We start from the raw sequence: 24,849 nt of genomic DNA on the forward strand, positions 1-24,849 counted from the left end.
GCCACGGTCGTTCCAGTTCCGGCGGCAGCGCCAGGGGCGCTGCCGCCGAGAGCTGTTACGGCTGCCAGAGCAGGTAGGCCTTGATAAAGCGATCCAGCTTACCGTCCAGGACCGCATCCACGTTACCCTCTTCACAGTTGGTCCGGTGATCCTTGATCAACCGATAGGGCTGAAGGACATAGGAGCGGATCTGGGAGCCCCAGCCGATCTCCTTCTTGTCCCCCTGGAGGCTCTCATGCTCCTTGGCCTGTTCCTCCTTTTCCCTCTCCAGCAGGCGGGCCATCAGCATCTTCATGGCCATATCCTTGTTGCGATGCTGGGAACGCTCATTCTGGCACTGGACCACGATACCGCTCTCCAGATGGGTAATCCGGATGGCGGAATCGGTCTTGTTGACATGCTGACCGCCGGCACCGCTGGCGCGGTAGGTATCGATCCGAATGTCCTTATCCAGGATATTGACCTCAACGCTGTCATCCAGCTCAGGCAGGACCATCACCGAGGCAAAGGAGGTATGGCGGCGGCCGCTGGCGTCAAAGGGTGAGATCCGCACCAGACGATGGATGCCGATCTCGGAACGGAGATAGCCATAAGCATACTTGCCCTTGAACAGGATGGTGACGCTCTTGGTCCCGGCCTCATCACCGGGGAGCAGATCCAGGATCTCGCTCTTGAACCCCTTGTCCTCGCCCCAGCGGAGGTACATCCGCATCAACATCCCCACCCAGTCCTGGGCTTCGGTACCGCCGGCCCCGGCATGGATGGTGACGATCCCGTTGCCCTGGTCATGGTCACCGCTGAACATACACTCCAGCTCAACCATCTCGATCCGCTCCTGCAGCGGCGGAAGGTCGCCAAAGACCTCCTGGATGGCCTCGCCATCCTGTTCCTCAACCGCCATCTCCAGGAGCATCTCGGTGTCTTCGATCGCACTGAAATTCTTTTCCCAGCTGGCGATCACCTCCTGGAGCTGGCCCAGTTGACGCTGGACCTTCTTGGCAGTGGCCTGGTCATTCCAGAAGTCAGGGCTCAGGGTCTGACGCTCCAGCAGTTCCACCTGTTCCCTCTTATCGGCTAAGTCAAAGATGCTCCTTCAGGGCAAGCATCTTGCCCCTGAGCTCACTGAGCACCTGTCTGGCATCTGCAGATTCACTTATTGCTGCCATATCCTTGTTTACTCCTGATCGCTGAATTCCATAGGGTACCTTGAAAAAAGAGATTTCCGATCAAGGTCAAGGCGCGCGACAAACTCTACAGCAGCCATCTGCCTGATATCCCGAGGACAAAACTTTGACTGCAACGCCAAGACCGGAAGAAAAACCAACTTTTCCAGGTGGCCCATAATGACAAATGAAGCATAGTAAACAGTTACGCCGCAACTCTCAAGTGGCAAGAGAAAAAAAGTACCCCTTGTCCTGGCCACCATCTCGCTCTGCACCTGGCTAGAACTCCCTCCTCCTGAAGAGAAGCACTGCCGCCGTGGCAGCCAGACAGCCGGCGCCAAAGAGGTGGCCCGAATCGGTGAACACGGTCGGCCTCTCCCAAACCGCCACCGATCCGCTGAGCACCGCCTCTTCAAACAGGGCCGAGGCCTGGGAGATATTGCCCAGGGGATCGATCAGGGCACTGGTCCCTGTATTGGCCGCCCGCACCAGGGAGCGTTTGCTCTCCACAGCCCTGAATACCGACATGGCCAGGGTCTGCTCAGGGGCGCTGGATCGACCATACCAGGCATCGTTGGTCAGGTTGACCAGCAGGTTCGCCCCCTGGACCACGCTCTGGCGGGCGATCTCCGGAAAGATCGATTCAAAACAGATCAACACCCCCAGGCGGAGCCGACCCATCTCCAGGGGCGCAGCGGAGCGGCCGGCACTGAAATCACCGGCCCCGGCCACCAGGGGTTCCAGAAAGGCCAGGTACTGTTTCAGGGGAACATATTCGCCAAAGGGAACCAGGTGCTGTTTGCGATACTGGCCAACCACTCTGCCCGAGGCAGCAAGGAGGGCGGCGGCATTATAGTAGTCCACCTGACGGGGGGTCGCGGCGGTGGCTCCCCTGATGGTATAGCTGGGGGTACCGGTCAGGAGCCAGATGTTATTGGCGCGGACAAACTGACGGACCACTCGACCCAGACCATCGGACTGGAGATAAAAGGGCAGGGCCGTCTCCGGCCAGACCACCAGCTCGGTATCCCGCCTGGCCAGGGCGGTTTCAGAGAGACGGACATAGGCGTGCAGGGTCTGCTCCTTGGCCTGCGCTGACCACTTGCGGGCCTGATCCACATTGCCCTGAACCACGGCCACCCGGGCCTGGAGACTGCTGAGGCCGCTGGCCAGGGCCTGGCTGACGATATCATAGCGCAGCATGGAATAGCCGCCGATGAAGACCAGAAAGCCGCAGGCCAACAGCAGCAGCCGCCGCTCCAGGCGCAGGTTCCAACGGACATCGGACCGTTGGCGATCCATGATGGCCAGGATCAGGCCGTTGCCGAGGACGAGGGCAAAGCTGACCGCATGATGACCGCCCAGGTCGGCGGCCTGGATCAGGCGCGGCTGGCTGTAGAGGCCATAGCCCAGGTCCATCCAGGGGAAACCGCTCAAGAGGAAGCTGCGCAGATAATCCAGCGCGACCCAGAGCAGGGGGGCCGTCCAGACCAGGGCGGCAATGGAGCGCTCCCTGTGCCAGTAGCGGCCGGCAAGGCTGCTGAGCAGCCAGCAGAACAGGCCGCTGAAACAACTCATGTAGACAGCCAGGAGGAACAGGGCGGCCAGGGAGAGCCAGAGGGGCAGCCCGCCATAGCGCCCCAGGACGATGACGATCCAGTAGAGCAGGCCGAGGTGATAGAGCAGGCCGGCCCCGAAGCCGACCAGGCCGCTGGTGCGGGGAGGGCGGTGGAGACAGAGCAGCAGCAGCGGCACCAGGGCCACGAACAGCAGCGGCCACCAGCCCAGCAGGCCGGGCATGGCCGCAGAGAGCAGCAGGCTGCTGAGCAGGCCCAGGCCGAGCGTCCGGCCCCGGGACCAGCCCCCCTGACTAGGCATCTCCATGCTGTCGGGCCACCCTGACGGTCTTGATCCGACGCTGATCAGCGCCCAGAACCCGAAACAACAGGATCCCCTCCTCCACCTGGGCCCCGGTTTCCGGCACCTTGCCCAGCCGATGGATGATGAAGCCGCCTACAGACTCGTAGGGGCCTTCGGGCAAGGCTACCCCGAAGTGAGCCTCCACCTCTTCGATATCGATCTTGGCATCCACGATCACCGAATGTTCATCCACCACCCTCAACTCACTCTCCTCCTGGTCATGCTCGTCATCGATCTCACCGACGATCTCTTCGATCACATCTTCCAGGGTAATCAGGCCGCGGACGCCGTGGAACTCATCCACCACAATGGCCATGTGGTTCTTTGTGGCCTGGAACTCACGGAGCAACTCGGTGATCGGCTTTGACTCGGAGACAAAGGTGGGCGGATTCAACAACTCCGCCACACTCAGCTCGGAGCTGCCGCCGGCACAGAGCTTGAGCAGGTCCTTGGCATGGAGGATACCGATGACCTGATCCTGGTTTTCCCGATAGATGGGGATCCGGGTATAGCCCTCCTCGTTGATGATCCGGACCAGTTCCTCCACCGTGGCCCCCTCTTCGGCACAGACCAGCTCAGCCGAAGGGGTCATGATCTCCGAGGCCATGGTTTCCCGAAAGTCAAAGATCGAACTGATCAGCCGTTCCTCCTGACGGGTGATCAAACCCTGCTCCTCACCCTCCTCCAGGAGTTCATGAATTTCGCTCTCCAGCTCTTTGGTGGTGTCAGGAGCTGCCTTGAAACGCAACAGGGAGCGCAGCCGGTCCAGCAGGCTCTTTTCCGAGGGTGCGTCCTCGGAGGTGGTACTCTCAGATGATCTGTCCATGGATTGGGGGGCTATTGGTTTATCATACAATTTTGGCAGGTTGAACAGCTACTCCAGCTGCCGGCTTCGACCTCTGGGATGCAATCTATCCTCGGCTCAGCAGCTCTCTGGCTGCTGCACAAGCTTCCAGCGGCCTGGACCTTGGTCAAGAGATCTCACGGATCAAGATAGCCATAAGAATAAGCCTGAAAAATAGAGCCGTTGCCGCCAATGTCAAGGGGAATTCGGGCCAGCAGCGCCAAAGTCCGCTCCCCAGGCGATGCTGCCCACACCGGCCAGAGGACCCATCTTCCTGCCTGGGAGCCTGCGGCCAGGGAGCCTGGCAGGGCTGCTCCTGCTCCCTTGGGGAAGGACCCCGTATTTTTCCTCCGGATATTCCGAAACTTACCACAGCAGCAGCGAACATAATCTGCTTGAAATAGGATCCCTGAGCCGGTAGAAGAAGAGGGACGGCCGCAAACCGCTCCTGGACAATGCCAGCACAACCATTCCCAAGCCCCCATGAACCCTCATTCCCGAAGGAGATCCGCCGCACCATGATCAGGCAAACCATAGAACAGCTCCGATACTCCCTGGCAGCCGCCGTGCTTGCCGCCCTGACGGCCCTGCCCTCATCTCTGGCGCTCGCCGCTGAGAAGGTGACGGGAGCCGCGGCCCCGGAGACTGCCGCCGCCCCGGAAGAAGCTCCGGCCAAAAAATTGATAGACCTCTCCAACCCCCAGGATGCACTGGATCCGGACAAGTATCTGGAGCTGCTTCAGCTGGCCAAGGAGTGGCTCTTGACCCATGGACCGAACATCATCCTGGCCGTGGCCATCCTGATCATCGGCCGCTGGCTGGCCATGTGGCTTGCCTCCCTGGGCAAGAAGGCCATGGTCCGGGGGAATGTCGATGTGACCCTGGCCCGTTTCCTGGCAAAACTGATCTACTATGCCATGCTGGCTGCGGTACTCATCGCTGCAGCAGATCAGATGGGCATCAAGACCACCTCCTTTGTGGCCATCTTTGGTGCGGCCAGTCTGGCCATCGGCCTGGCCCTCAAGGATTCCCTCTCCAACTTTGCCTCCGGCATCATGCTGATCCTCTTCCGGCCCTTCAAGGTCAACGACTTCGTCACCGCCGGCGGGGTCAGCGGCAAGGTGGAGCAGGTCGACATCTTCAGCACCATCATCCTCACCCCGGACAACCAGCAGTTCATCGTTCCCAACAGCTCCATCACCGCCAATGTCATCACCAACGTCAACGCCGAACCCACCCGACGCATCGATCTGACCATCGGCATCGGCTACGATGATGACCTCCGGCTCGCCAAAGAGCTGCTCCAGGAGCTGGTCCGGGCCGAGCCCCGGGTGCTGAGCGAACCTGCCCCCATGATTGCCGTGACCGAACTGGCAGAGTCCAGCGTCAATCTGGTTGTCCGCCCCTGGGTGCAAACCGCCGACTACTGGAGTGTTCGCCTGGAGTTGACCGAGAAGATCAAACTCTGTTTCGACGACAACAACATCTCCTTCCCCTTTCCCCAGCAGGATGTCCACCTCCACCGGGCGCCCGCCTCCTGAAGCGAATCGCCCGCCCCCCTGGAGTTGCCCGGCTCCAGGGGGGCGGTCCCGGGGAACGGAACAGAGACGCCCCCGAAGCGAACCCGGAACTCGAAGCCCGGAACGCCCCCCAAGGGTCTGTCCCCACTTCCCCGACAGCTGCAAGGCCCCCATGACCCTGCAGCGACAAGCAGTCGACTTCTGTAGAATTTCTTCTCCACGATCCAGCTAAAAAACAGCCCTGAAGAGTGCATCATCGAATTTTCTGCTTATGATATCAAGTAATGATATCTGATAATGGGCAGGAAAGTCTCGATCCACAGCAAAGATCGTGGCCGTTGGGGTTCTCTCACCAGGCCATGCAGCTCGTCACTTTTCCGGAGGTACGGCATGGGGTATCTGCTTCTCGTTCTGATCTTTATCGCTCTTTTCCTGGCACTCTCCTTCTTCCGGGTCTCCCTGATCAGGGGATCCATCCTCTTCATCGGCGCAATCCTGGTCTGGTTTTCGCTGGCTGCACCCGGCTTCTGGCCCTTCTTCCTGCTCCTGGCAGGCGCCCTGGCCCTGGCAACCCTCTTGAACCACCCCCCCTACAGGCAACGTTTCCTCAGCGGGGAGATCTTTGCCCGCGCCGGCACCATCATGCCCAGGATCAGTGCCACCGAAGAGGAAGCCCTGGGTGCAGGGACGGTCTGGTGGGATCAGCAGATCTGGAGCGGTTCCCCGGCATGGGAAGAGCTGCTCGCCCCACCGCCCATCCAGCTGAGCCCTGAGGAGCAGGCCTTTCTGGATGGGCCGACGGAAGAACTCTGCCAAAGGATCAATGACTGGGAGATATGTCACCAGCGTCAGGATCTCCCCCCGGAGCTCTGGACCTTTCTCCGGGAGCACAACTTTTTCGGGATGATCATCCCCCGCCAATACGGCGGACTCCAGTTCTCTGCCACGGCCCACTCGGCCATCATCTCCAAGATCGCCAGCCGCAGCGTGGCAGTGGCGGTGACCGTGATGGTCCCCAACTCCATCGGGCCGGCAGAGCTGCTCTTTCACCATGGCAGCCAGCGGCAGAAGGAGTACTACCTGCCTCGCCTGGCCAGCGGCGAGGAGATCCCCTGCTTCGGCCTGACCGGCCCCACGGCAGGCAGCGATGCCAGCGCCACCCCGGACAGCGGGGTGCTCTGTTACGACGACTATCAGGGGGAGCAGACCCTGGGTATTCGCCTCAACTGGGACAAGCGCTATATCACCCTGGGCCCGATCGCCACCCTCTTCGGCCTGGCCTTTCAGCTCTACGACCCGGACGCGATCCTGGGCAGTCGTCGGGAACTGGGCATCACCTTTGCCCTGGTCCCCCGTGATACCCCCGGCATCCGGACAGGCCACCGCCACCTCCCCCTGAACTGTCCCTTCCAGAACGGCCCCAACAGCGGCAACGATGTCTTTATCCCCCTCTCCATGGTGATCGGCGAGGAGGCCGGCCTGGGCAGGGGCTGGTCCATGCTGATGGAGGCCCTGGCCGCAGGTCGGGGCATCTCCCTGCCGGCCCTCTCCACCGGCGGGGCCAAGCTGGCCAGCCGGGCCGTGGGCGCCTATGGTGTGGCCAGGCAGCAATTCAACCTGGCGATCCACAGGTTTGAAGGTGTGGAAGAGGCCCTGAGCCGTGTTGCCGGCAACACCTACCTGATGGACAGCGCCCGGGCCATCACGGTCCAGGGGATCGACCAGGGCCAGCGACCGGCAGTGGTCACCGGCATCGTCAAGTACCAGCTCACCGAGTTGATGCGCCGGGTGATCAACGATGCCATGGACATCCAGGGCGGGGCCGGCATCTGCCTGGGACCACGCAACCTCCTGGGCAGGGTCTACCAGTCCATACCCATCGGCATCACCGTGGAGGGGGCCAACATCCTGACCCGCACCTTTATCATCTTCAACCAGAGCCTGCTGCGCTGCCACCCCTTTATCAAGGAGGAGATCGATGCCATCCGGAACCAGGATCCGGCGCACTTTGACCGTGCCCTGATGGGTCACCTGGGCTTTTTGAGCAGCAACTTCAGCCGCAGTCTGCTCCTGGGACTCGGAGCCGGCAGGCTGCTCAGGGTCCCGGGCAACCAGGCGACCCGCAGCTACCTCCGTCAGCTGAGCCGGATGTCGGCAGCCTTTGCCCTGGCCGGAGACCTGGCCCTATTGGTGCTGGGGGCCGAGCTGAAACGGCGGGAAAAACTGACCGGCCGCCTCAGCGACGTCCTGGGCGAGATCTTCCTGGCCATGGCGGTGATCAAACATTTCCATGACCAGGGTGAACCTGCCGAGGATCTGCCCCTGGTTGACTGGGGCTGCCAAAAGTGCCTCTACGGGGCCCAGGAAGGCTTGCTGGCCTTGTGCAGCAACTTCCCCCAGCCCATCCTGGGTCAGCTGCTGGCCCGTACCATCTTCCCCCTGGGGAGAAGCTTTGCCCCACCCGATGACCAGTTGGGCAAAGAGGTGGCAGGGGTCATCCTCAGCGCCTCGGCGGCCAGGGACCGACTGACCTCCGAGGTCTTCCTGCCCCAGGATCCGGACGAACCACTCCACCGCCTGGACCATTTTCTGAAACTGGAACAACAGTCCCAAGGAGCGGAGGAGCGTCTTCACCAGGCCGTGCGCAGCAACAGCTTCAGCGCCCGTGACCGGCTCGGACGAATCCAGGAGGCTGGAGAACGGCAACTGCTGCCCCCGGAGGAGATCGAGCTGCTCCTCAGCAAGGAGAGCTGCCGCCAGGAGATCATCGCAGTGGACGACTTTGCCTCCCTCTCAGCGGAGAGTGACCCATGAACAGACAACAGACAGCGGTATACATCGTCGACGGCTGCCGCACCCCCTTCTTAAAGGCCACAGGCCGACCAGGCCCCTTTGCTGCCGCCGATCTGCTGGTGGCTGCCGGCAGGACCCTGCTGGGCCGCCAGCCCTTTGCCCCCGAGACCTTGAGCGAGGTGATCATCGGCAGCGTCATCCCGGCCCCTGACGAGGTCAACATTGCCAGGGTCTTTTCCCAGCGCTTGGGCTGCGGCCCCAGGGTGCCGGCCTGGACCGTACAGCGTAACTGCGGCTCCGGGATGCAGGCCCTGGAGACCGGTGCCGACCGGATCCGTGACGGCCACTCCAGCCTGGTGCTGGTGGGCGGAGTCGATGCCATGAGCCACGCCCCGGTGCTGGTCAACCCGAAGATGGTGGCCTGGCTCAGCGATTTCACCCGGGCCAGGGGCGGCCTGGCCAAGCTCCGCAGGCTGCTGGAGCTGCGCCCCGGCCACTTCCGGCTGGTCTTCGGCATCCTCCAGGGACTGACCGATCCGGTGGTCAGGCTCAACATGGGCCAGACTGCCGAGATCCTGGCCGAGATGTTCGCCATCTCCCGTGGGGAGATGGACCGCTACAGCCTGCGCAGTCATCAACGCTTGGCCCGGGCCATGGACCAGGGCTGGCTGGATGAGGTGGTGCCGCTCTATGCACCCTCGGGGCAGGTCTATGAAGAGGACGACGGCCTCCGCCGGGACTCCAGCCTGGAGCGGCTGGCCAGGCTCAGACCGGTATTTGACCCCAGATTCGGCCGAATAAGCGCAGGCAACGGCGCCCAGATCACCGATGGCGCGGCCCTGCTCCTCCTGGCCGGGGCAGAGGCGGTGGATCGTTTCCAGCTGGAGGTTCTGGGCTCCATCGAAGACACCCACTGGGCAGGGCTGGATCCGGCCCAGATGGGCCTGGGCCCGGTACATGCCGTCGCTCCACTGCTGGAGCGGAATGACCTCGGCCTCGAGGATATCGATTACTGGGAGCTGAACGAGGCCTTTGCTGCCCAGGTCCTGGCCTGCCTCAAGGCCTTTGCTGACCCGGAGTACTGCGCCAGTCAGCTCAAGCGCCCCATTCCCTGGGGCAACATTGACCAGGAGCGCATCAACATCGATGGCGGCGCCATCAGCCTGGGACACCCGGTGGGAGCAAGTGGGGCCAGGATCGTACTCCACCTGCTCCATGTGCTCCGCCGCCAGCAGGCACGGCTGGGGATCGCCACCCTCTGCATCGGCGGCGGCCAAGGCGGCGCCATGCTGCTCAGGAACCAGGCCTGCTCCAACAAATACCAATCGTCAGTCACAGCCGAGAGCTGAAGCACTCCCCAGAACGCCCCCTACGGAGATCTGCCATGGATGCACCCACCAGCACCTGTCAACACTGGCACTACCGGATTGATGACCATAAGCTCTGCCGCCTCACCATCGACGTGGCCGGCCGATCCACCAATGTACTCAGCCGGGAGGTGCTGGAAGAGCTGGGCTCCCTGGTGCAGCGCTGCCGCCGGGACCAAGCGACGGCCCTGCTGATCAGCTCTGCCAAGCAAAACGGCTTCATTGCCGGGGCAGACATCCACTCCTTTACCCGGCTCTCTTCCCGGGAGGAGGCCCTGGAACTGATCCGGCAGGGCCAGGAGATCTTCAGCCAGCTCGAAGAGCTGCCCATGACCACCATCTGCCAGATCCACGGCTTCTGTCTGGGGGGAGGACTGGAGCTGGCCCTGGCCTGCGATTACCGGCTGGCCGCCGATACCCCGGCCACCCGGATCGGCCTGCCAGAGGTCAAGCTGGGCATCCATCCCGGTTTTGGCGGCACGGTCCGGCTCAGCCGCCTGCTGGGAGGGGACCGGGCCCTGCCCCTGATGCTCTCCGGCAGGACCCTCTCTGCCCGCCAGGCGGCCCGGGCCGGGGTGATCACCCATGCCGTGGCCCCACGCCTGCTCCAGACAGCGGTCCAGCACCTCATCCAAACCCCTCCATCCGCGCTGCCGAACTGGCGCTGCCGGCTGGTTAACAGCAGCCCGGTGCGCCCGCTGGTCGCTGCAATGGCACGCAGGAAGCTCCGTCAGAAGGTCAGGGAAGAGCACTATCCGGCCCCCTTTGCCCTGCTGAAACTCTGGGAAGAATATGGCAACAAGCCGGCCAGGATGATGACTCAGGAGGCCGCCTCGGTGGCCGAATTGATCCGAAGCCCCACGGCCCGGAACCTGATCCGGGCCTTCCTGCTCCAGGAACGGCTCAAGTCCCTGCCCGCGGATCGCAGCTTCGCACCCCAACATATTCACGTGATCGGGGCAGGGGTCATGGGCGGTGACATTGCCGCCTGGTGCGCCCTCAAGGGGCTGCGTGTGACTCTCCAGGATACCTCCGTCGAGGTCCTGGCCCGGGCAGTCAAGCGCAGCCACGACCTCTTTCGCCGTAAACTCAAGACCCCCCATCTGGTTAAGGCGGCCCTGGACCGTTTCACCCCGGACCGGGAGGGGCACGGGCTGACCAGGGCCGAGGTGGTCATAGAGGCCATCTTTGAGGATGTCACGGCCAAGCAGGAGCTCCTCCGCTCCCTGGAGCCCAGGCTCAAGCCCAGCACCCTGCTGGCCACCAACACCTCCTCCATCCCCATCGAGACCCTGGCCGCAGCCCTGGAGGATCCGGGACGGCTGTTGGGTCTCCATTTCTTCAACCCAGTGGCCAAGATGCTTTTGGTGGAGGTGGTCAGCACCTCCTATACCACTGAAGAGCAACAGCATAAGGCCATTCAGCTGACCAAGACCATCGGCAAACTGCCCCTGCCGGTGCAGAGCGGCCCGGGTTTCCTGGTCAACCGGATCCTGATGCCCTACCTCCATGAGGCGGCCCTGATGGAGGCCGAGGGGATCGCCCCCCAGCTCATTGACCAGGTGGCCGAAGAGTTCGGCATGCCGGTTGGCCCCATCGAGCTGATCGACCTGGTTGGCCTGGACATCTGCCAGTCGGTGGCCCGTTTCATGGCTGCCGAGGGTGAAGAGTACATGCCCAGACGACTGACCGAGCTCATCGAGGCCGGTCGCCTGGGTAAAAAGAGCGGGGCAGGCTACTATGAGTATCACGCCCACAAAGCGCTGAAACCCACACCAGATCCCAAGCACGCCCCTCCGAAAGAGCTGGAGGAACGGTTGCTTCTGCGTCTGCTCAACGAGGGGGTCACCTGCCTGCGGGAAGGGGTGGTCGACGACGGGGACCTTCTCGATGCAGGGATGATCTTTGCCACCGGTTTTGCCCCCTTCCGGGGCGGGCTGATCCACTATCTCCACGACCAGGGAGCAGGCATGCTGCTGACCCGACTGCGCCGACTGGAACAGCAGTTTGGTCCCCGTTTTACCCCTGATCCGGGATGGGAGCAGCTCATGGCCGCCTGAGCCCAGGGCAACTCAAGTCATTGTTCTTATGCTTGGGCTTGAAACAGAGAACCCTTTGTCCAAGATACCCATTTTCTTAAAGGGGAGGCGCCGGAGGAGGCCCCCCCTGTCGGCGGTTCCAGTCAATCCGTAGCTGCGAGGAGACCATCCATGCACCAAGCAACCGACTATATCACCCCCAACCAGGTCCAGACCATCCATGAGCTCTTTCTGGAACGGGTCGCCAGGACCCCGGAACAGATCGCCTACCGCTTCTTTGACCACCACGACTCCAGCTGGCAGGAGCTCAGCTGGCAGGCCATGCAGCAACGGCTGGCCGGCTGGTACACGGCCCTGCGCCATGAACGACTCAACCCCGGTGACCGGGTGGCCCTGATGCTCGCCAACAGTCCGGAGTGGGCCTGCTTCGATCTGGCTGCCCTGGCCCTGGGACTGGTGGTGGTCCCCCTCTTTGCCAACGATCGGCCGGAAAACATCGCCTATATCCTGGAGGCCACCCAATCCAGGGTGCTGCTCTGTCCGGGGCTGGCCTACTGGAAGGATCTGGACCCCGTCCTCCACCGGCTACAGCATATCCAGACCATCGTCACCCTGGACCACTGCAGACCCCAGGATCAGGAGACCAGGATCATCTGCGCCAGCGACTGGCTGAACCGGCTGGCCGAGCCCATCGCTCCCCGGGGCCACGACGGCGACACCCTGGCCTCCATCGTCTTTACCTCCGGCACCACCGGACCGCCCAAGGGGGTCATGCTCAGCCATCGCAACATCCTGGAGAACAGCTATGCCGGTCTGGAGGCCATCGCCATCTACCCGGATGACCTCTTTCTCTCCTTTCTGCCCATGTCCCATATGCTGGAGCGCACCGTGGGCTATTACCTGGCCATCATGGCCGGGGCCACGGTGGCCTTTGCCCGCTCCATCCCCCAGCTGGCCGAGGATATTCAGCAGCTGCAGCCGACCGCCCTGATCGCGGTGCCCAGGATCTTTGAACGGATCCATGCTCGGATTGAAGAGTCCCTCCAGAACAGAGGGCCCTTGGCCAGAACGCTGTTCGCCCTGGCGGTGAAGATCGGCTGGAGCCGTTTTCGCCATGCCCAGGGCCGCCAGGGCTGGCGCCCCGAGCTGCTGCTCCACCCCCTGCTGGACCGGCTCATCGGCAGCAAGGTGCGGGCACAGCTGGGGGGCCGGATGCGGGTCATCATCAGCGGCGGCGCGCCCCTTTCCCCCAAGATCGCTCAATGCTTTATCGGCCTGGGACTGCCGCTCTTCCAAGGCTATGGGCTGACCGAAACCAGCCCGGTGGTCAGCGTCAACCGGCCGGAACGCAACGAGCCCAGCACGGTGGGCCCGCCCCTGCCCGGCGTAGAGGTTCGGGTGGGCAGCAACGATGAGCTCCTGGTCCGGGGCAGCTGCGTGATGCTCGGTTACTGGAAGAACCCGGAGGCCACCGCAGAGATAATCGACGACCAGGGCTGGCTGCACACCGGCGACAAGGCCATGATCAGGGAGGGCCTGATCCGGATCACCGGCCGGCTCAAAGAGATCATCGTCATGAGCAACAGCGAGAAGGTGGCGCCCGTGGACCTGGAGTTGGCAGTGGCCACCGATCCCCTCCTGGAACAGGTCATGGTGGTGGGCGAGGGCCGCCCCTACCTCACCATGGTGGCGGTGCTCAACCGCAAACACTGGAACAAACTCTGTGCAGAACTCAAACTCCCCTACAGCGAGGCATCCCTTGGTTCAGAGACGGTCCAACAGGCGGTGCTGAGCAGGGTGGAGGCCAGGCTCACCCCCTTTCCCGGCTTTGCCTGGATCAAGGAGGTGGCCCTCACCCTGGAGCCATGGACCGTGGAAAACGGGCTGTTGACCCCAACCCTGAAAATCAAACGGGAGCAGGTCGCCGCCCGGATGGAGCCGGCCATCAAGGCCATGTACCAGGCGAGCTCCCCAAAACCGGGGTAAACGATCCCTTGCTCCAAATCTCCCCTGCATCTCCCCTGATGGCAGGGGAAGAGCATCATCAGGGGACAACACCCCGGGCCGCACGCTTATCCAAGCCTGGCCGCCACTGTCCCGAAGCAGTCAACCCAGACCTGGCTGCCGGTCTTGTCCTTCACCGATCCGGGTCCCGCGCCTCACCTGGGCGAGGAAGCACCTGACCTTGGCAAGGACCTGCTCCCTGTCATCCCCCTGGGTCAGGATATGACGATCCGTGCCCAAGAGACAGTACTCCTTACGCCGGCTGCCCAGCCCCTCGAAGAGTCGCCTGGAACCCTTGGCACTGACCAGGGAGTCCTGGGCACCGTGGATCAACAGGGTCGGTGTGGTAACCTTGGCCAGGCGAGGGCGGAGATCCTCCAGGAGTCGCCCCACCTCGCGAATCCCATGGACCGGGTTGTGACTGTAGTTGATATGGGGCTGGTCGGCACTGAAGGCCAGAAACTGTTTCTCGGCCGAGGTCCCCTTCATGGTGCGCACCATCTGCTGGCGGACATCCCGGCTGGGCATGAAGCGGCTGGAGTAATCCTTGAGTCGAGAGGGAGCGGCCAGGGAAAAGACCCCGGCCAGATCACTCACCCTTGAGGCCAGGTGCAGGGCCAGGCAGCCGCCCACGGACAGCCCGCCCAGCACGACCCTGGAACAGAGGTTACGCAACAGGGCATAGCCCTGCTCCACCCCGTTGAGCCAGTCCTGGTAGTGGTACTGGGCCAGATCGGCGGCACAGGTACCGTGCCCAGCCAGACGGGGCAGATAGACCCAGTATCCCAGTCCCCGGAGATAGCGGCCGAACTGTTCCACCTCACCGGGATTGGCCAGGTAGCTGTGGACCAGGACGATACCGGTGCGTCGCCGCAGGCTGGGATAGAACCGCTGAGGCTGGGGCTTGGCTGCAAAGGGAGACTGGTCTCCCCACTGCAGGAGAGCCCGCTGATACTCCTCCCTGGCCTTGCGCAGCAGGTAGCGGCTCAGGGTCAGCCTGATCAAAAAATCGGGCTGCCAGGCCAGGGAGAAGACCACCTTCTGGAGGATCTTCAGGGGCTCGACCTCGTTGGCAATCACCTCCACCGGATTATCGATCCGGCCCCGATGAAAACTCACCGGCGCAGAGAGCTTGGAGCGGTCCCGGACCAGCATCTCCCCCTCCTGGCTGACGATCCCCTTGTCCCGGGCGAGCTGGAAGAAGTTATCACATTTAGCGAAGCGGTCATCGCTGACCAGATGGCTCTGATCCTCCTGCAGGGATTTATGGAGATAGATCTCCTGGTTGGCGGTACGTTGGAGCAGCAGGGACCCGTAGTAGACCCTCCGCTGCAGGTCGCTGACCTTGATCTTTTTATAGGGATACATCCGTAAGAAGGCGGCAAAGAGGTGCTCATGATTCACCGTGGTCATGGTGTAGATGCTATGCATATAGCGCTGCATCAATGCCTTGCCCGCCTTACGCAGGGATGCGCTGAAAAAGGGGGCCCCGATAAAGCTGGAAAAGGAGGAGTCCAGCAGGCTACGGTCGGAGATGGCCGCATCCAGGGCAGCGGCCACATCGATGGGGGGGCCGAAACGGATATCCAGGTCCACCCCGGAAAAGAGCATGGTCCCCTCGGTCATCAACTCCTCCAGGAGTCTGCCCGAGACATCCTTGATCATCTTCTCCGCCAGGGTGGAGGCAAAATTCTCATGGGCCCGGATGGGATAGTAGGTCAGGTTGACCGGCACGATCATGGGGCTCTTGCCCAGGACCTCTTCCAGGGATTTCAGCTCCAGGTAGTCCAGGGTACAGCCGACCTGGGGTGACCCTTTTTGGGCATGGAGCAGGAGGTAGCGCCTGAACAGCTCGGTCCGCAGGGCCAGGGTGGCGGCTCCGGTATGGGGCTGCCGCATCCCCTTGGGATTGGCGACCATGTAGTTGGAGCCATGCATGATCTTCTTGGTCTTGATCATGCTCCCCTCGGGAAAGATGATCCAGTTGGCCTCGCCGGTGAGCAGGGTCTTGATGATCAACTCATCACGCAGCGGGTCTCTGGTGGACACCGCCCCCACCAGTTCCAGGAAGTGGGCGAAACCACCCTGGAAGAGATCGGCATTGGCCAGGGACCAGATGGGGGTGCCGGTGAGGACAAAGAGATGATAGGGCAGGAGAAAGGTTTCAATCCGGGTGAAGTGATTGATCACAAAGACCACCGGTGCGTCAGGCAGGTGTTCCTGGCCGTGGATGGCGATACGCGCCTTGGAAAGACGGGAGAGCGTTTTGATGGCCAGTCCTGTGGTCAGATACGCAGAACGGTTCATAGAAGAGTGCTCCGGTTGAGCTCCAAGCAGATCTGCTGAATGTACGGGAAGTTACAATATACTATAGGGCCGTTAACCGGATTGATCAAGGCAGGGAGGCGGCAGCCCTCTGCCGCTGGCTGAGCGGCCGGCAGGAAGGGTATTGCGGCAAAGGGGGAAAATGAAACTCCCCACCGCCCCTGCCGTGGCAGAGGTGGAGGGAAGCTGCCCAAGGCATCAGGCGGGTTGAGTTTGTCCACCCTCCTGGGAACCAGGCCCCTGAAGCGCCTGGGCGGCGGCGGCACCGGCCTCGGCGATACTCTGCCGCTGCCCGGGGGAAAGGGCCTGCTCGCTGACCGAAGGGACCTCGACGATGACCTTGCGATGGGCGTAGTGGATATTCTTGGCTGCCAGGGCCTCGGTGATCCGACGATAGGCCTCTCTGCGGATAAGGAACTGACGACCGGGATGGGCGGTAAACTTCACCCGGATCACCATCACCGAGTTGGTGATCTCACTCACCCCCTGGGACTTGACCGGCAGGATAAAATCAGGGCCCAGCTCTTCGTCCTGGAGCATGGCCTGGCCCACCTTCTTGATGATCCTGCGAACCAGATCCACGTTGGTATCATAGGGAAATTCAAGGTTGAATTTGACCACGATCCCCCCACGCATGAAGTTGGTTATGGTCCCCAGTTCGCTGTGGGGTACGATCTGGAGCATCCCCCGGTGATGGCGGAGCATCACGTTCCTTAGGGTAATACCCTCCACCGCACCCTTGATGGAACCGGCCTGGATATATTCCCCCACCCGAAAGGCATCATCCAGGAGATAAAACACCCCGGAGAGGATATCGCTGACCAGCTTCTGGGCCCCAAAGCCAACGGCCAGGCCCACCACCCCGGCACCGGCCAGCAGGGGGCCGATATCCACACCTATGGAGGAGAGCACGATCAGGGCCACCATCACCAGCATGGTAATGGCGATGAACTTGCGGATCATCGGCAGCAGGGTGTAGGAGCGGCCCAGTTGCCGGGCACTGCCGAACTCGCCGCCGTCATCTGCTGCCCCCTCTTCCTCTTCAGGCATGGATTCGGCGAGCTTGCCTTCGATATAGCGGGCAACCAATCGCCAGATCAAGAGGGCCAGGGCCAGGGTAACGATGATATCAAAGGCGGCGTTGACGATGTTGAGGGCAAAGGGGAACTGAAATCCCCAGAGGGCCAGCACCCACAGGACCAGCACCAGGGCGATGAACCCCCGAAAGACCCGGGTCAGCAGCTGATCCGCCCTGCGGGCCTTTTCCTCGGGACTCTGATAGTTCTCGCCCAGGGCCGCCTTCTGCTGCTCCTCATCTTCCTCTGCACGCTGGATACCCAGGGTGGTGATGATGTTGCCGATGATCCAGCGACCGATCTGATCCAGGATCAGGTAGAGGGGGACCACCAGCAGGCTGATCAGGAGCGCGCCGTTATCCTTGCCACTGCCGGTCACCAGGGTACTCATCCAGATCAGCCAGATTCCGAAGAGATAGAGCACGGCCAGAACATGCCACATGGAGGCAAGCTGCTGCTTGGCCCAGGAGATCGTTTCCCCCTCCTTTTCCCGAAGCAGGGCGGCCTGGACCACCTTCCTCTTGGCGATCATCTTCAGGGCAATCAGCGCCAGCAGCAGGGACCCCAGCATGGCCCCCATGGCCTGGATGCTGACTTTGGCTCCGCCCAGCTCCCGATAGAGGGTGATAAACATCATGGTGGCGGCTATATACCAGACAAAGAACCGGATGCCCTGGTCCAGGGCACGGGCCAGTCCATCATCCAGGGGAAAGAGGCGCAGCCCCGGCTGACGGGGGGCGCAAAACAACTGGGAAAGCAGGCTCAGGGTCCTGCCGGCAATCACCGTACCCAAAAGGGCCATGAAGGTCAGCCGGATAGGCAGAGATTCCACATCCACCAGGAAGAAGAGAATAACCGCGCTAAAGGCAAAGACGGTGATCTGTACCACCGAAGGCAACAGGGCCGCCAGGGCTCCCCACAACCGGCTCATGCCACCATCCCCTTCCCCACCCACCTGGGGGAGTTGAAGGATGGTCCTGGCCACCAGCCTCCGAAAAAACAACTCCACCCCAAAACTGAGTACCAGCATCAGCACCATCAGGGCAAGGTTGATCGCCGTCCGCTCGAGGTTGCCACCGCCGATGCTTCCCAGCACCCGGCTCAGATCTGCAGGCACATCGTCGAGACGACCCAGCAGACTGACCGCGCCCACCTCCAGCTGACCCTCTCTACTGTCGATGACGTGCAGCCACTGGTGCAGGCGGGCATTCAGACCGGTCCTGATCGCAGGCTCCGCGGTCTCAGCGGCTGCGGCTGTGCTCAGCTCGGCGATCAGCAGCTCCCGGATCTGCTGATCGCTCAACCTGGCCAGGATCCCGTCCCGTTCCGCCGGGGTCGCGGCAGCACTCAAGCTGGCCTCGACTTCGCTGCTGGTCTCTTCCGCCAGACAGGGGCCATTCAAGCTGATCACTGAAAACAGCAGCAAGGGCAGCACCCACAAAAGTGGACATCGGGATAACATCTGGATCATCTCATCTCTCCCATGCAAGGGGGGGTTGGTAAGGGGCTTGGCCAGTTCCTCTCAAGATCGTGAGGAGCCTTGCTCCCCACTCCTCAGCGTGGACCGTGCGCCGCCCGATTGAATGAGCCCACCGGGCCACAGGCATGCTTACTCCTCCGCCCCGGTCCACTCCAGGGCCTGGCAGTAGACCTCCTGTTCCTGGTCCACCTCCAGGCCGGAGGTCACCCCCACGGCCCGTTCGATCCGCGCCAGGGCAGTCAGGTAGCTGTAATAGGTCGTCACCAGGGTGGACTGGGCCTGGGTCAGGCTCAGCTGGGCATCGTTGAACTCGATCATATCATTTAAACCGGCCTTGTAGCGGCCCTCGGCCAGCTCAAGGTTCTCTTCGGCAAGCCCCAGGGATTCATCGGCCAGATCCACGGCCTGGCGGTTTTCCTCCCCCCGGAGATAGCGCTCGGTCACCTCCTGGGTCACAGCCAGGCGAAGATCGTTGAGACTGGCCAGCAGTTCCCGGTAACGGGCCTTGGCCTCGACCACCTCTCCCTGGGTGCGGAAACCGGAAAAGAGTTCCCAGGTCAGCCCCACCGAGACGTTCCACTGATCCTTGAGCGTGGCCAGGTCGGTATCATAGGTATCATAGAGGGCCTTGGCGTCGATGGAGGGAAAGTAGCCGCTCTTGGCCGTGGTGACCTCGGCCGCAGAGGCCTGACCGAGCAGCTGGACCTGGCGCATATCGGCCCGGTGCTCAAAGGCTGTGGCCAGGAGGAGATCCAGGGAGTTGCTCACCACCGGCTTGGTCGCGGCCAACTGATCCAGGGGGGCCTCGTCGGCCTGCAGTCGGTATTGGCCATTGTGAGGCCTGTTGCCCACCACCTTCTCAAAATCCACCCTGGCGGCCTTGAGGTTGGACTCAGCCCGTAAAAGATCAAGCTTGGCATTGGAGAGGTTGACCTGGGCATTGGTCACATCGATCTTGGTCCGGACGCCGGCCTGGTAGTAACGCCTGGCCCGGTAGAGGTGCTTTTCATAGTTGGCCACAGCCTCCAGGGCCACATCGACCAGGCGTCGCTTCTCCAGCACCGTGTAAAAGGCCTGACGCACGTCCAGGACCACATCCTGGATGAACTGCTGAAAGTTGGCGTCAGCGGCCTGGAGCCGGAAACGACCGGCATCGATGGCGCCGGTGGTCTTGCCGAAGTCGTAGATCAACTGGCTAAGGGAGATGGAACCATGACCGACCGTGCCCTCATCTTCCGGTTGCAGATCCTTGACCCACTGGCGCCCATATTCCCCACCTGCTGAGACCTGGGGCAGATAGCCTGATTTTGCCTGGGTAAAGCCCCCCTGGCCCTGGACGCACTGTTCCCGGGCAATCTCGACCTGTGGATTATTAGCCAGTGCCAGCTCAACGGCCCTGTTCAGGGGCAGTGATGTTTCCGCAGCAAGCAGGGGTTGAGCCAAAAAAAAGACCAGGGTAGACCCGATCCACCAGGAGAGCCAGCGTGTTGCCTTTCTCATTGTTTTCCTGCAGGTAAGTATTAAAAGAGATTGCTCCTCGGAGATACACCCGAAGCAACTGAGTTAGAATAATGACACATAATAACTTTACTATAACTTCCGAACTGCAGAGCCAAGGAAAAACACGCTCAGCTGGCGCCGGCGAAAGGGGGAGCAGGGGAGCAGCCAGGCCCGGACATCCTGCCGGCCAACCATTTTTCTCTCAATTATTCAAACACAGACCTTTTCAAAAGCCAAAAAAAATAATAAAACTATTGGGAATTATTTTTATAATCATGTTTTTTCTCTCGTTTGAACCAACGAGTAAACACCAGGCTGGATCGTTTTTTGCCCTGAACTGTTTCCTGAGCTGGACCCGCTCCAGATCGTTCAAGCTCACTGCCAGGAATACTATGATGCGAAGATTACTCCTGCTCTCCCTGTGCACCTCCCTGCTGTTGATGGCCTCCGGCTGCTCCAATGAGGCCGACAAACAGGCGAGCCAACCCGCGCCAGAACGGCCGCCCATGCCCGTTGAAACCATCATCGCCAAAAAACAACAGGTCCCTATCTGGCTGGAATTCACCGGCAAGACCGCCGCCACCAAGCGGATCGAGGTGCAGGCCCGGGTTTCCGGACGCCTGGAAAAGATCTTCTTCAAAGAGGGAGATATTGTTGAACAGGGCCAAGCGCTCTTTGCCATTGAAAAAACCAGTTATCAGGCCGAGCTTGCCCGGGCCAAGGCCGTGCTCCAGAAGGACCAGGCCTCCCTGGCCCTGGCCATAGCCGATGTCGAGCGCTACCGTCCTCTGGTTGCCGAGGGCCTGGCTCCCCGGGCCACACTGGAACAGTATCTTGCCCGCCAGGGAGAGCTGGAGGCCACCATCCTGGGGGATAAGGCCGCCATCCGTGACGCTGAGTTGAACCTCAGCTACACCGAGGTGACCGCACCGATCGACGGCCGGATCGGCAGAAAGCTGGTGGATATCGGCAACATTGTCGGCTATGGCCAGACCACGGCCCTGACCACCATCATCGCCGATGACCCCATCTACGCCTACTTCAACCCCACGGAAGAGGTCTTCCAGGTCATGCGTCGCTACCGGGATCAGGATCGAATGGAGGCCCGGGTGCGGGCCCCGGATACCATGGCCGCCATCCTCAAACGTCCCCACTTCAGCGGCCAGGTCGACTTCAGCGACAACCGGGTCGATCCCCAGACCGGGACCATCACCATGCGGGCCCTGATCGACAACCCCGAGCACCTGCTCCTGGAAGGGACCTTTGTCTACACCGAGGTCTTTGTCACCCAGAAACGGCCCTTTACCATCATCCCGCCCGAGGTGGTCTTTGATGACCAGCGGGGCAGCTATGTCTATGGGGTGGACGACAACGACACCGTGGTCCGGATAGACATCAGACGGGGCCATTCCAGCCGCTACTACCTGACCGTACCCCAAGGACTCGAGGACAACACCCGGGTGATCATCAGTGGTCTGGCCAAGGTCAAGGAGGGGCTGAAGGTCCAACCCCACGATGTCACCGACACCAAGGGGGTCCTGGCGATCATGCGGGACAAGGGGATGCTCCCTGAAATGGAATAGGTACAGGACCCAACAGGCCCAGATAGTTATCCTCCCCTAACCCCAGATCAAGGGCAACCCTATGCTACCTGTCTTTTTTATTAAACGGCCGATCTTTGCCATGGTGATCTCGCTGATCATCGTGATTGCCGGCGGGGTCTGTATCCTTACCCTGCCCATCCAGGAGTATCCCGATGTCACCCCGCCCACGGTCATGGTCTCGGCCAGCTATGTTGGCGCCAATGCCTACGCCGTCGAGGAATCGGTCACCCGTCCCCTGGAAGACAAGATCAACGGGGTCAAGGGCATGATCTACATGCAGTCCTCGTCCACAAGTACCGGCCAGGCCACCATCAACGTCTACTTTGAACCGGGCTATGATTTGGATATCGCGGCCGTGGACGTCCAGAACAAGGTCTCCATGGCCACCCCCCAGCTGCCGGCAGAGGTGCGCCAGCAGGGGGTAACGGTGGATAAACAGTCGGCCTCCACGGTCTGTCTGGTGGGGATCACCGGCGACGAGCGCTATGACGACAAGTTCCTCAGCAACTTTGCCACCCTGAACATCCTGGACGAACTGCGCCGGATTCCCGGGGTCGGCAAGGCCGACAACCTGGGGGAGAAGAAGTACTCCATGCGGATCTGGCTCAACCCGGACAAGGTCAAGTCCCTGGGACTCTCTCCTTCCGAGATCGTGGAGGCGGTCCAGGCCCAGAACCGCCAGGCCGCCATCGGCCGGATCGGTGCCTCGCCGACCTTCAGCGACCAGAAGATCGAATATGTGCTCACCACCCGGGGTCAGCTGGAGAACACGGATGAGTTCGGCAGTATCATCGTCAAGTACAACGAAGACGGCACCCTGGTCTATCTCAGGGATGTGGGTGAGATCGAACTGGGCTCTGAGAGCTATGACTGGAACGCCATCCTCAACCAGAAGGGAGCGGCCATTATCGGCATCTATCAGCTGCCGGGCTCCAACTCCCTCCAGATCAAGCAGGCGGTGGTGGAAAAGATGAAGGGACTGGAGAGCCGCTTTCCGGACGGAGTCTCCTGGACCATCCCCTACGACACCACCCTCTTTGTGGAGGTGGCCATCGACAACGTGGTGGAATCGCTCTTTATTGCCGTGGTCCTGGTGATCCTGGTGATCCTGGTCTTCCTGGGCGCCGTCCGGCCCACCATCATCGCGGCCGTGGCCGTGCCGGTCTCCCTGATCGGCACCTTTGCCATCATGAAGGCCTTTGGCTTCTCCATCAACTTCCTCACCCTCTTCGGCCTGATCCTGGCCATCGGCATCGTGGTGGATGACGTCATCCTGGTGGTGGAGAACGTGGAACGCTTGATCCACGACAACCCCGCACTGACCATCCCCCAGGTGGTCAAGGAGGCCATGCTCCAGCTGACGGCCCCGATCATCGCCACCACCCTGGTGCTGGTTGCGGTCTTTGTGCCGGTCTCTTTCATGCCCGGCCTGACCGGTTCCATCTACCGCCAGTTTTCCCTGACCATCAGTTTCTCGGTGCTGATCTCCTCGATCAACGCCCTGACCCTCTCGCCGGCCCTGGCCGCCATCCTGATCAAACGCCCCAAAGAGGGCAGTAAAAAATTTATCCTCTTCAGGCTCTTTGACTCCTTCTTTGAGAGGGTGACCACCATCTATATGGCAACGGTCCGGCTGCTGATCAAGCTCCGCTACGGGGTGATCCTGGCCTTCTTCGCACTCCTGGGTGCCACCTACTGGATGTTTGTCACCACCCCCACAGGTTTTGTCCCGGAAGAGGACAAGGGCGCCCTGATGGTGATGCTCAACCTCAAGCCAGGCTCCTCCATCGAACAGACCGTCCTGGTCCGCAGCCAGGTGGAGAAGATGGTGGCCGGGATTCCCGGGGTCAAGGACGTGGTCATGATCGACGGCTACAACATCCTCAGCTCCACCCTGGACGCCAGCGCCGGCGCAGGTTTCATCTCCCTGACGCCCTGGGAGGAACGCAGTAAACCCGGGATGTCGGCGGCTGAGATCATCAAGACCATCAACATCAAGGCCCAGGCCATCACCGACGCCAATATCGCGGCCTTCAACCTCCCAGGCATTCCGGGGCTGGGCACGGTGGGCGGCTTTGACTTCCGCTACCAGGATTACCTGGCTGGCGACATCGACACCTTCATCGAGCGGACCGGCTCCATCATCCAGGCCGCCAACCAGGACCCCCGGATCGGCATGGCCTACACCTCCTATGCGGCCAACTATCCGATGCTCTACATCGATATCGACCGCAGGAAGGCCGCTGCCCTGGGCGTAAACATGGCCGAGCTCTTTACCACCATGCAGACCTACCTAGGCTCGGTCTATATCAATGATTTCAACAAATTCGGCAAGGTATTCCGGGTCTTTGCCCAGGCTGACAGGGAGTACCGCAGCGAGAGTGACGACATCGACCGCCTCTTTGTCAAGAACGTCTATGGCCAGATGGTGCCCCTCAACACCCTGGTCAAGGTCCGCTACCAGATCGGTCCCCAGAACCTCCAGCACCATAACATGTACCGCTCCATCACCATCAACGGGGCCGCTGCCCCGGGCTTTTCCTCGGGTCAGGCCATGGCTGCCATGGCGGAGATCACCCAGGAGAAGGTTCCTGGCAAGACCTTTGGCTTTGACTGGTCCGGGATGAGCTATCAGGAACAGCTGGCCGGCAACATGACCGTCTATGTCTTCACCTTTGCCCTGGTGGTGGTCTACCTCTTTCTCTGTGCCCAGTACGAGTCCTGGATGATGCCGGTGATGATCCTGCTGCCGGTACCGCTGGTCATGCTGGGGGCCCTGGTGGCCCAGAACCTGGCCGGCCTGGACCTCAACCTCTTTGCCCAGGTGGGTCTGGTGCTCCTGATCGGGATGTCGGCCAAGAACTCGATTCTGATCATCGAGTTCTGCAAGGAGCAAAGGGAGGAGGGGGTGGCCATCATCGAGGCAGCCACCACCGCTGCCCGGCTGCGCTTTCGGCCGATCATGATGACGATCCTCTCCTTTCTCCTGGGGGTGCTGCCCCTGGCCTTTGCCTCGGGGGCCGGAGCCATGACCATGCGCTCCATCGGGGTGGTGATCATGGGCGGGATGATCGCCGCCACCTTTGTCTCCACCCTGCTGGTGCCGGTGATCTATGTCCTCCTGGAGACCCTGCGGGAGGTATTCGTGGATGTGGAGGAGGAGGTCCGCAACCGGCAGCTGCTCTAGCCCACCCCTTGCGGTTCAGCAACCAGG

13 protein-coding genes are annotated in these 24,849 nt (G+C 61.6%); 7 read left to right on the forward strand and 6 right to left on the reverse strand.

The genetic code is table 11. From position 1 onward, the window contains the following. Positions 1-55 precede the first annotated feature (55 nt). The 3 genes from prfB to G494_RS0106825 form a co-directional block, all read right to left on the reverse strand. Positions 56-1,166 (reverse strand): peptide chain release factor 2 gene (prfB, locus tag G494_RS0106805; RefSeq protein WP_153305783.1). Its coding sequence is split into 2 segments (ribosomal slippage): positions 56-1,081 and positions 1,083-1,166, totalling 1,110 coding nucleotides; the frame shifts between segments, so codons are not numbered across the junction. A gap of 276 nt (positions 1,167-1,442) precedes the next feature. Further along, entirely contained in the window at positions 1,443-3,047 is a 1,605-nt protein-coding gene (lnt, locus tag G494_RS0106820; RefSeq protein WP_028583930.1) for an apolipoprotein N-acyltransferase, read from the reverse strand. Then, entirely contained in the window at positions 3,034-3,909 is an 876-nt protein-coding gene (locus G494_RS0106825) for a hemolysin family protein (protein WP_028583931.1), read from the reverse strand. Before G494_RS0106825 ends, lnt begins: the two co-directional genes overlap by 14 nt. 536 nt (positions 3,910-4,445) lie before the next feature. On the opposite strand from G494_RS0106825, the gene G494_RS22305 reads away from it, so the two are divergent. The 5 genes from G494_RS22305 (at position 4,446) to G494_RS0106855 (ending at position 13,632) form a co-directional block, all read left to right on the forward strand. Then, complete coding sequence (locus tag G494_RS22305) at positions 4,446-5,468, forward strand: mechanosensitive ion channel family protein (protein ID WP_084456507.1); 1,023 nt, start codon at positions 4,446-4,448, stop codon at positions 5,466-5,468. Positions 5,469-5,837: 369 nt separating this feature from the next. Next, entirely contained in the window at positions 5,838-8,261 is a 2,424-nt protein-coding gene (locus G494_RS0106840; protein WP_035245738.1) for an acyl-CoA dehydrogenase, read from the forward strand. Continuing rightward, positions 8,258-9,589: an acetyl-CoA C-acetyltransferase gene (locus G494_RS22310; RefSeq protein ID WP_051305468.1), complete on the forward strand. Its 1,332-nt coding sequence runs from the start codon at positions 8,258-8,260 to the stop codon at positions 9,587-9,589. The genes G494_RS0106840 and G494_RS22310 overlap by 4 nt, the downstream gene beginning before the upstream one ends. 35 nt (positions 9,590-9,624) lie before the next feature. Next, complete coding sequence (locus tag G494_RS0106850; protein WP_028583934.1) at positions 9,625-11,667, forward strand: 3-hydroxyacyl-CoA dehydrogenase NAD-binding domain-containing protein; 2,043 nt, start codon at positions 9,625-9,627, stop codon at positions 11,665-11,667. 150 nt (positions 11,668-11,817) lie between these two features. Next, a complete protein-coding gene (locus tag G494_RS0106855) occupies positions 11,818-13,632 on the forward strand; it encodes an AMP-dependent synthetase/ligase (RefSeq protein WP_028583935.1) in 1,815 nt (604 codons plus the stop codon). Positions 13,633-13,752: 120 nt separating this feature from the next. On the opposite strand, the gene G494_RS22315 is transcribed toward G494_RS0106855, so the two are convergent. From G494_RS22315 to G494_RS0106870, 3 genes are all read right to left on the reverse strand, one after another. Next, the gene (locus G494_RS22315) at positions 13,753-15,957 is read right to left on the reverse strand and encodes an alpha/beta fold hydrolase (RefSeq protein WP_051305469.1); all 2,205 of its coding nucleotides are present in this window, start codon (positions 15,955-15,957) and stop codon (positions 13,753-13,755) included. A gap of 216 nt (positions 15,958-16,173) precedes the next feature. Beyond that, positions 16,174-18,477, reverse strand: a complete 2,304-nt coding sequence (locus G494_RS25225) for a mechanosensitive ion channel family protein (RefSeq protein ID WP_161629948.1) — start codon at positions 18,475-18,477, stop codon at positions 16,174-16,176. A gap of 183 nt (positions 18,478-18,660) precedes the next feature. Next, on the reverse strand, positions 18,661-20,031 hold the full coding sequence (locus tag G494_RS0106870) for a TolC family protein (protein ID WP_028583936.1): 1,371 nt from the start codon (positions 20,029-20,031) through the stop codon (positions 18,661-18,663). Positions 20,032-20,423: 392 nt separating this feature from the next. Here G494_RS0106870 and G494_RS0106875 point away from each other — a divergent pair, with 392 nt between their 5' ends. Then, positions 20,424-21,614, forward strand: coding sequence for an efflux RND transporter periplasmic adaptor subunit (locus G494_RS0106875; RefSeq protein ID WP_161629949.1), 1,191 nt, complete (start codon positions 20,424-20,426; stop codon positions 21,612-21,614). Positions 21,615-21,675: 61 nt separating this feature from the next. Next, a complete protein-coding gene (locus tag G494_RS0106880) occupies positions 21,676-24,822 on the forward strand; it encodes an efflux RND transporter permease subunit (RefSeq protein WP_028583938.1) in 3,147 nt (1,048 codons plus the stop codon). Positions 24,823-24,849: the final 27 nt, after the last annotated feature.

The sequence above is a fragment of the Desulfogranum mediterraneum DSM 13871 genome, assembly GCF_000429965.1.
Lineage (GTDB): Bacteria > Desulfobacterota > Desulfobulbia > Desulfobulbales > Desulfobulbaceae > Desulfogranum > Desulfogranum mediterraneum.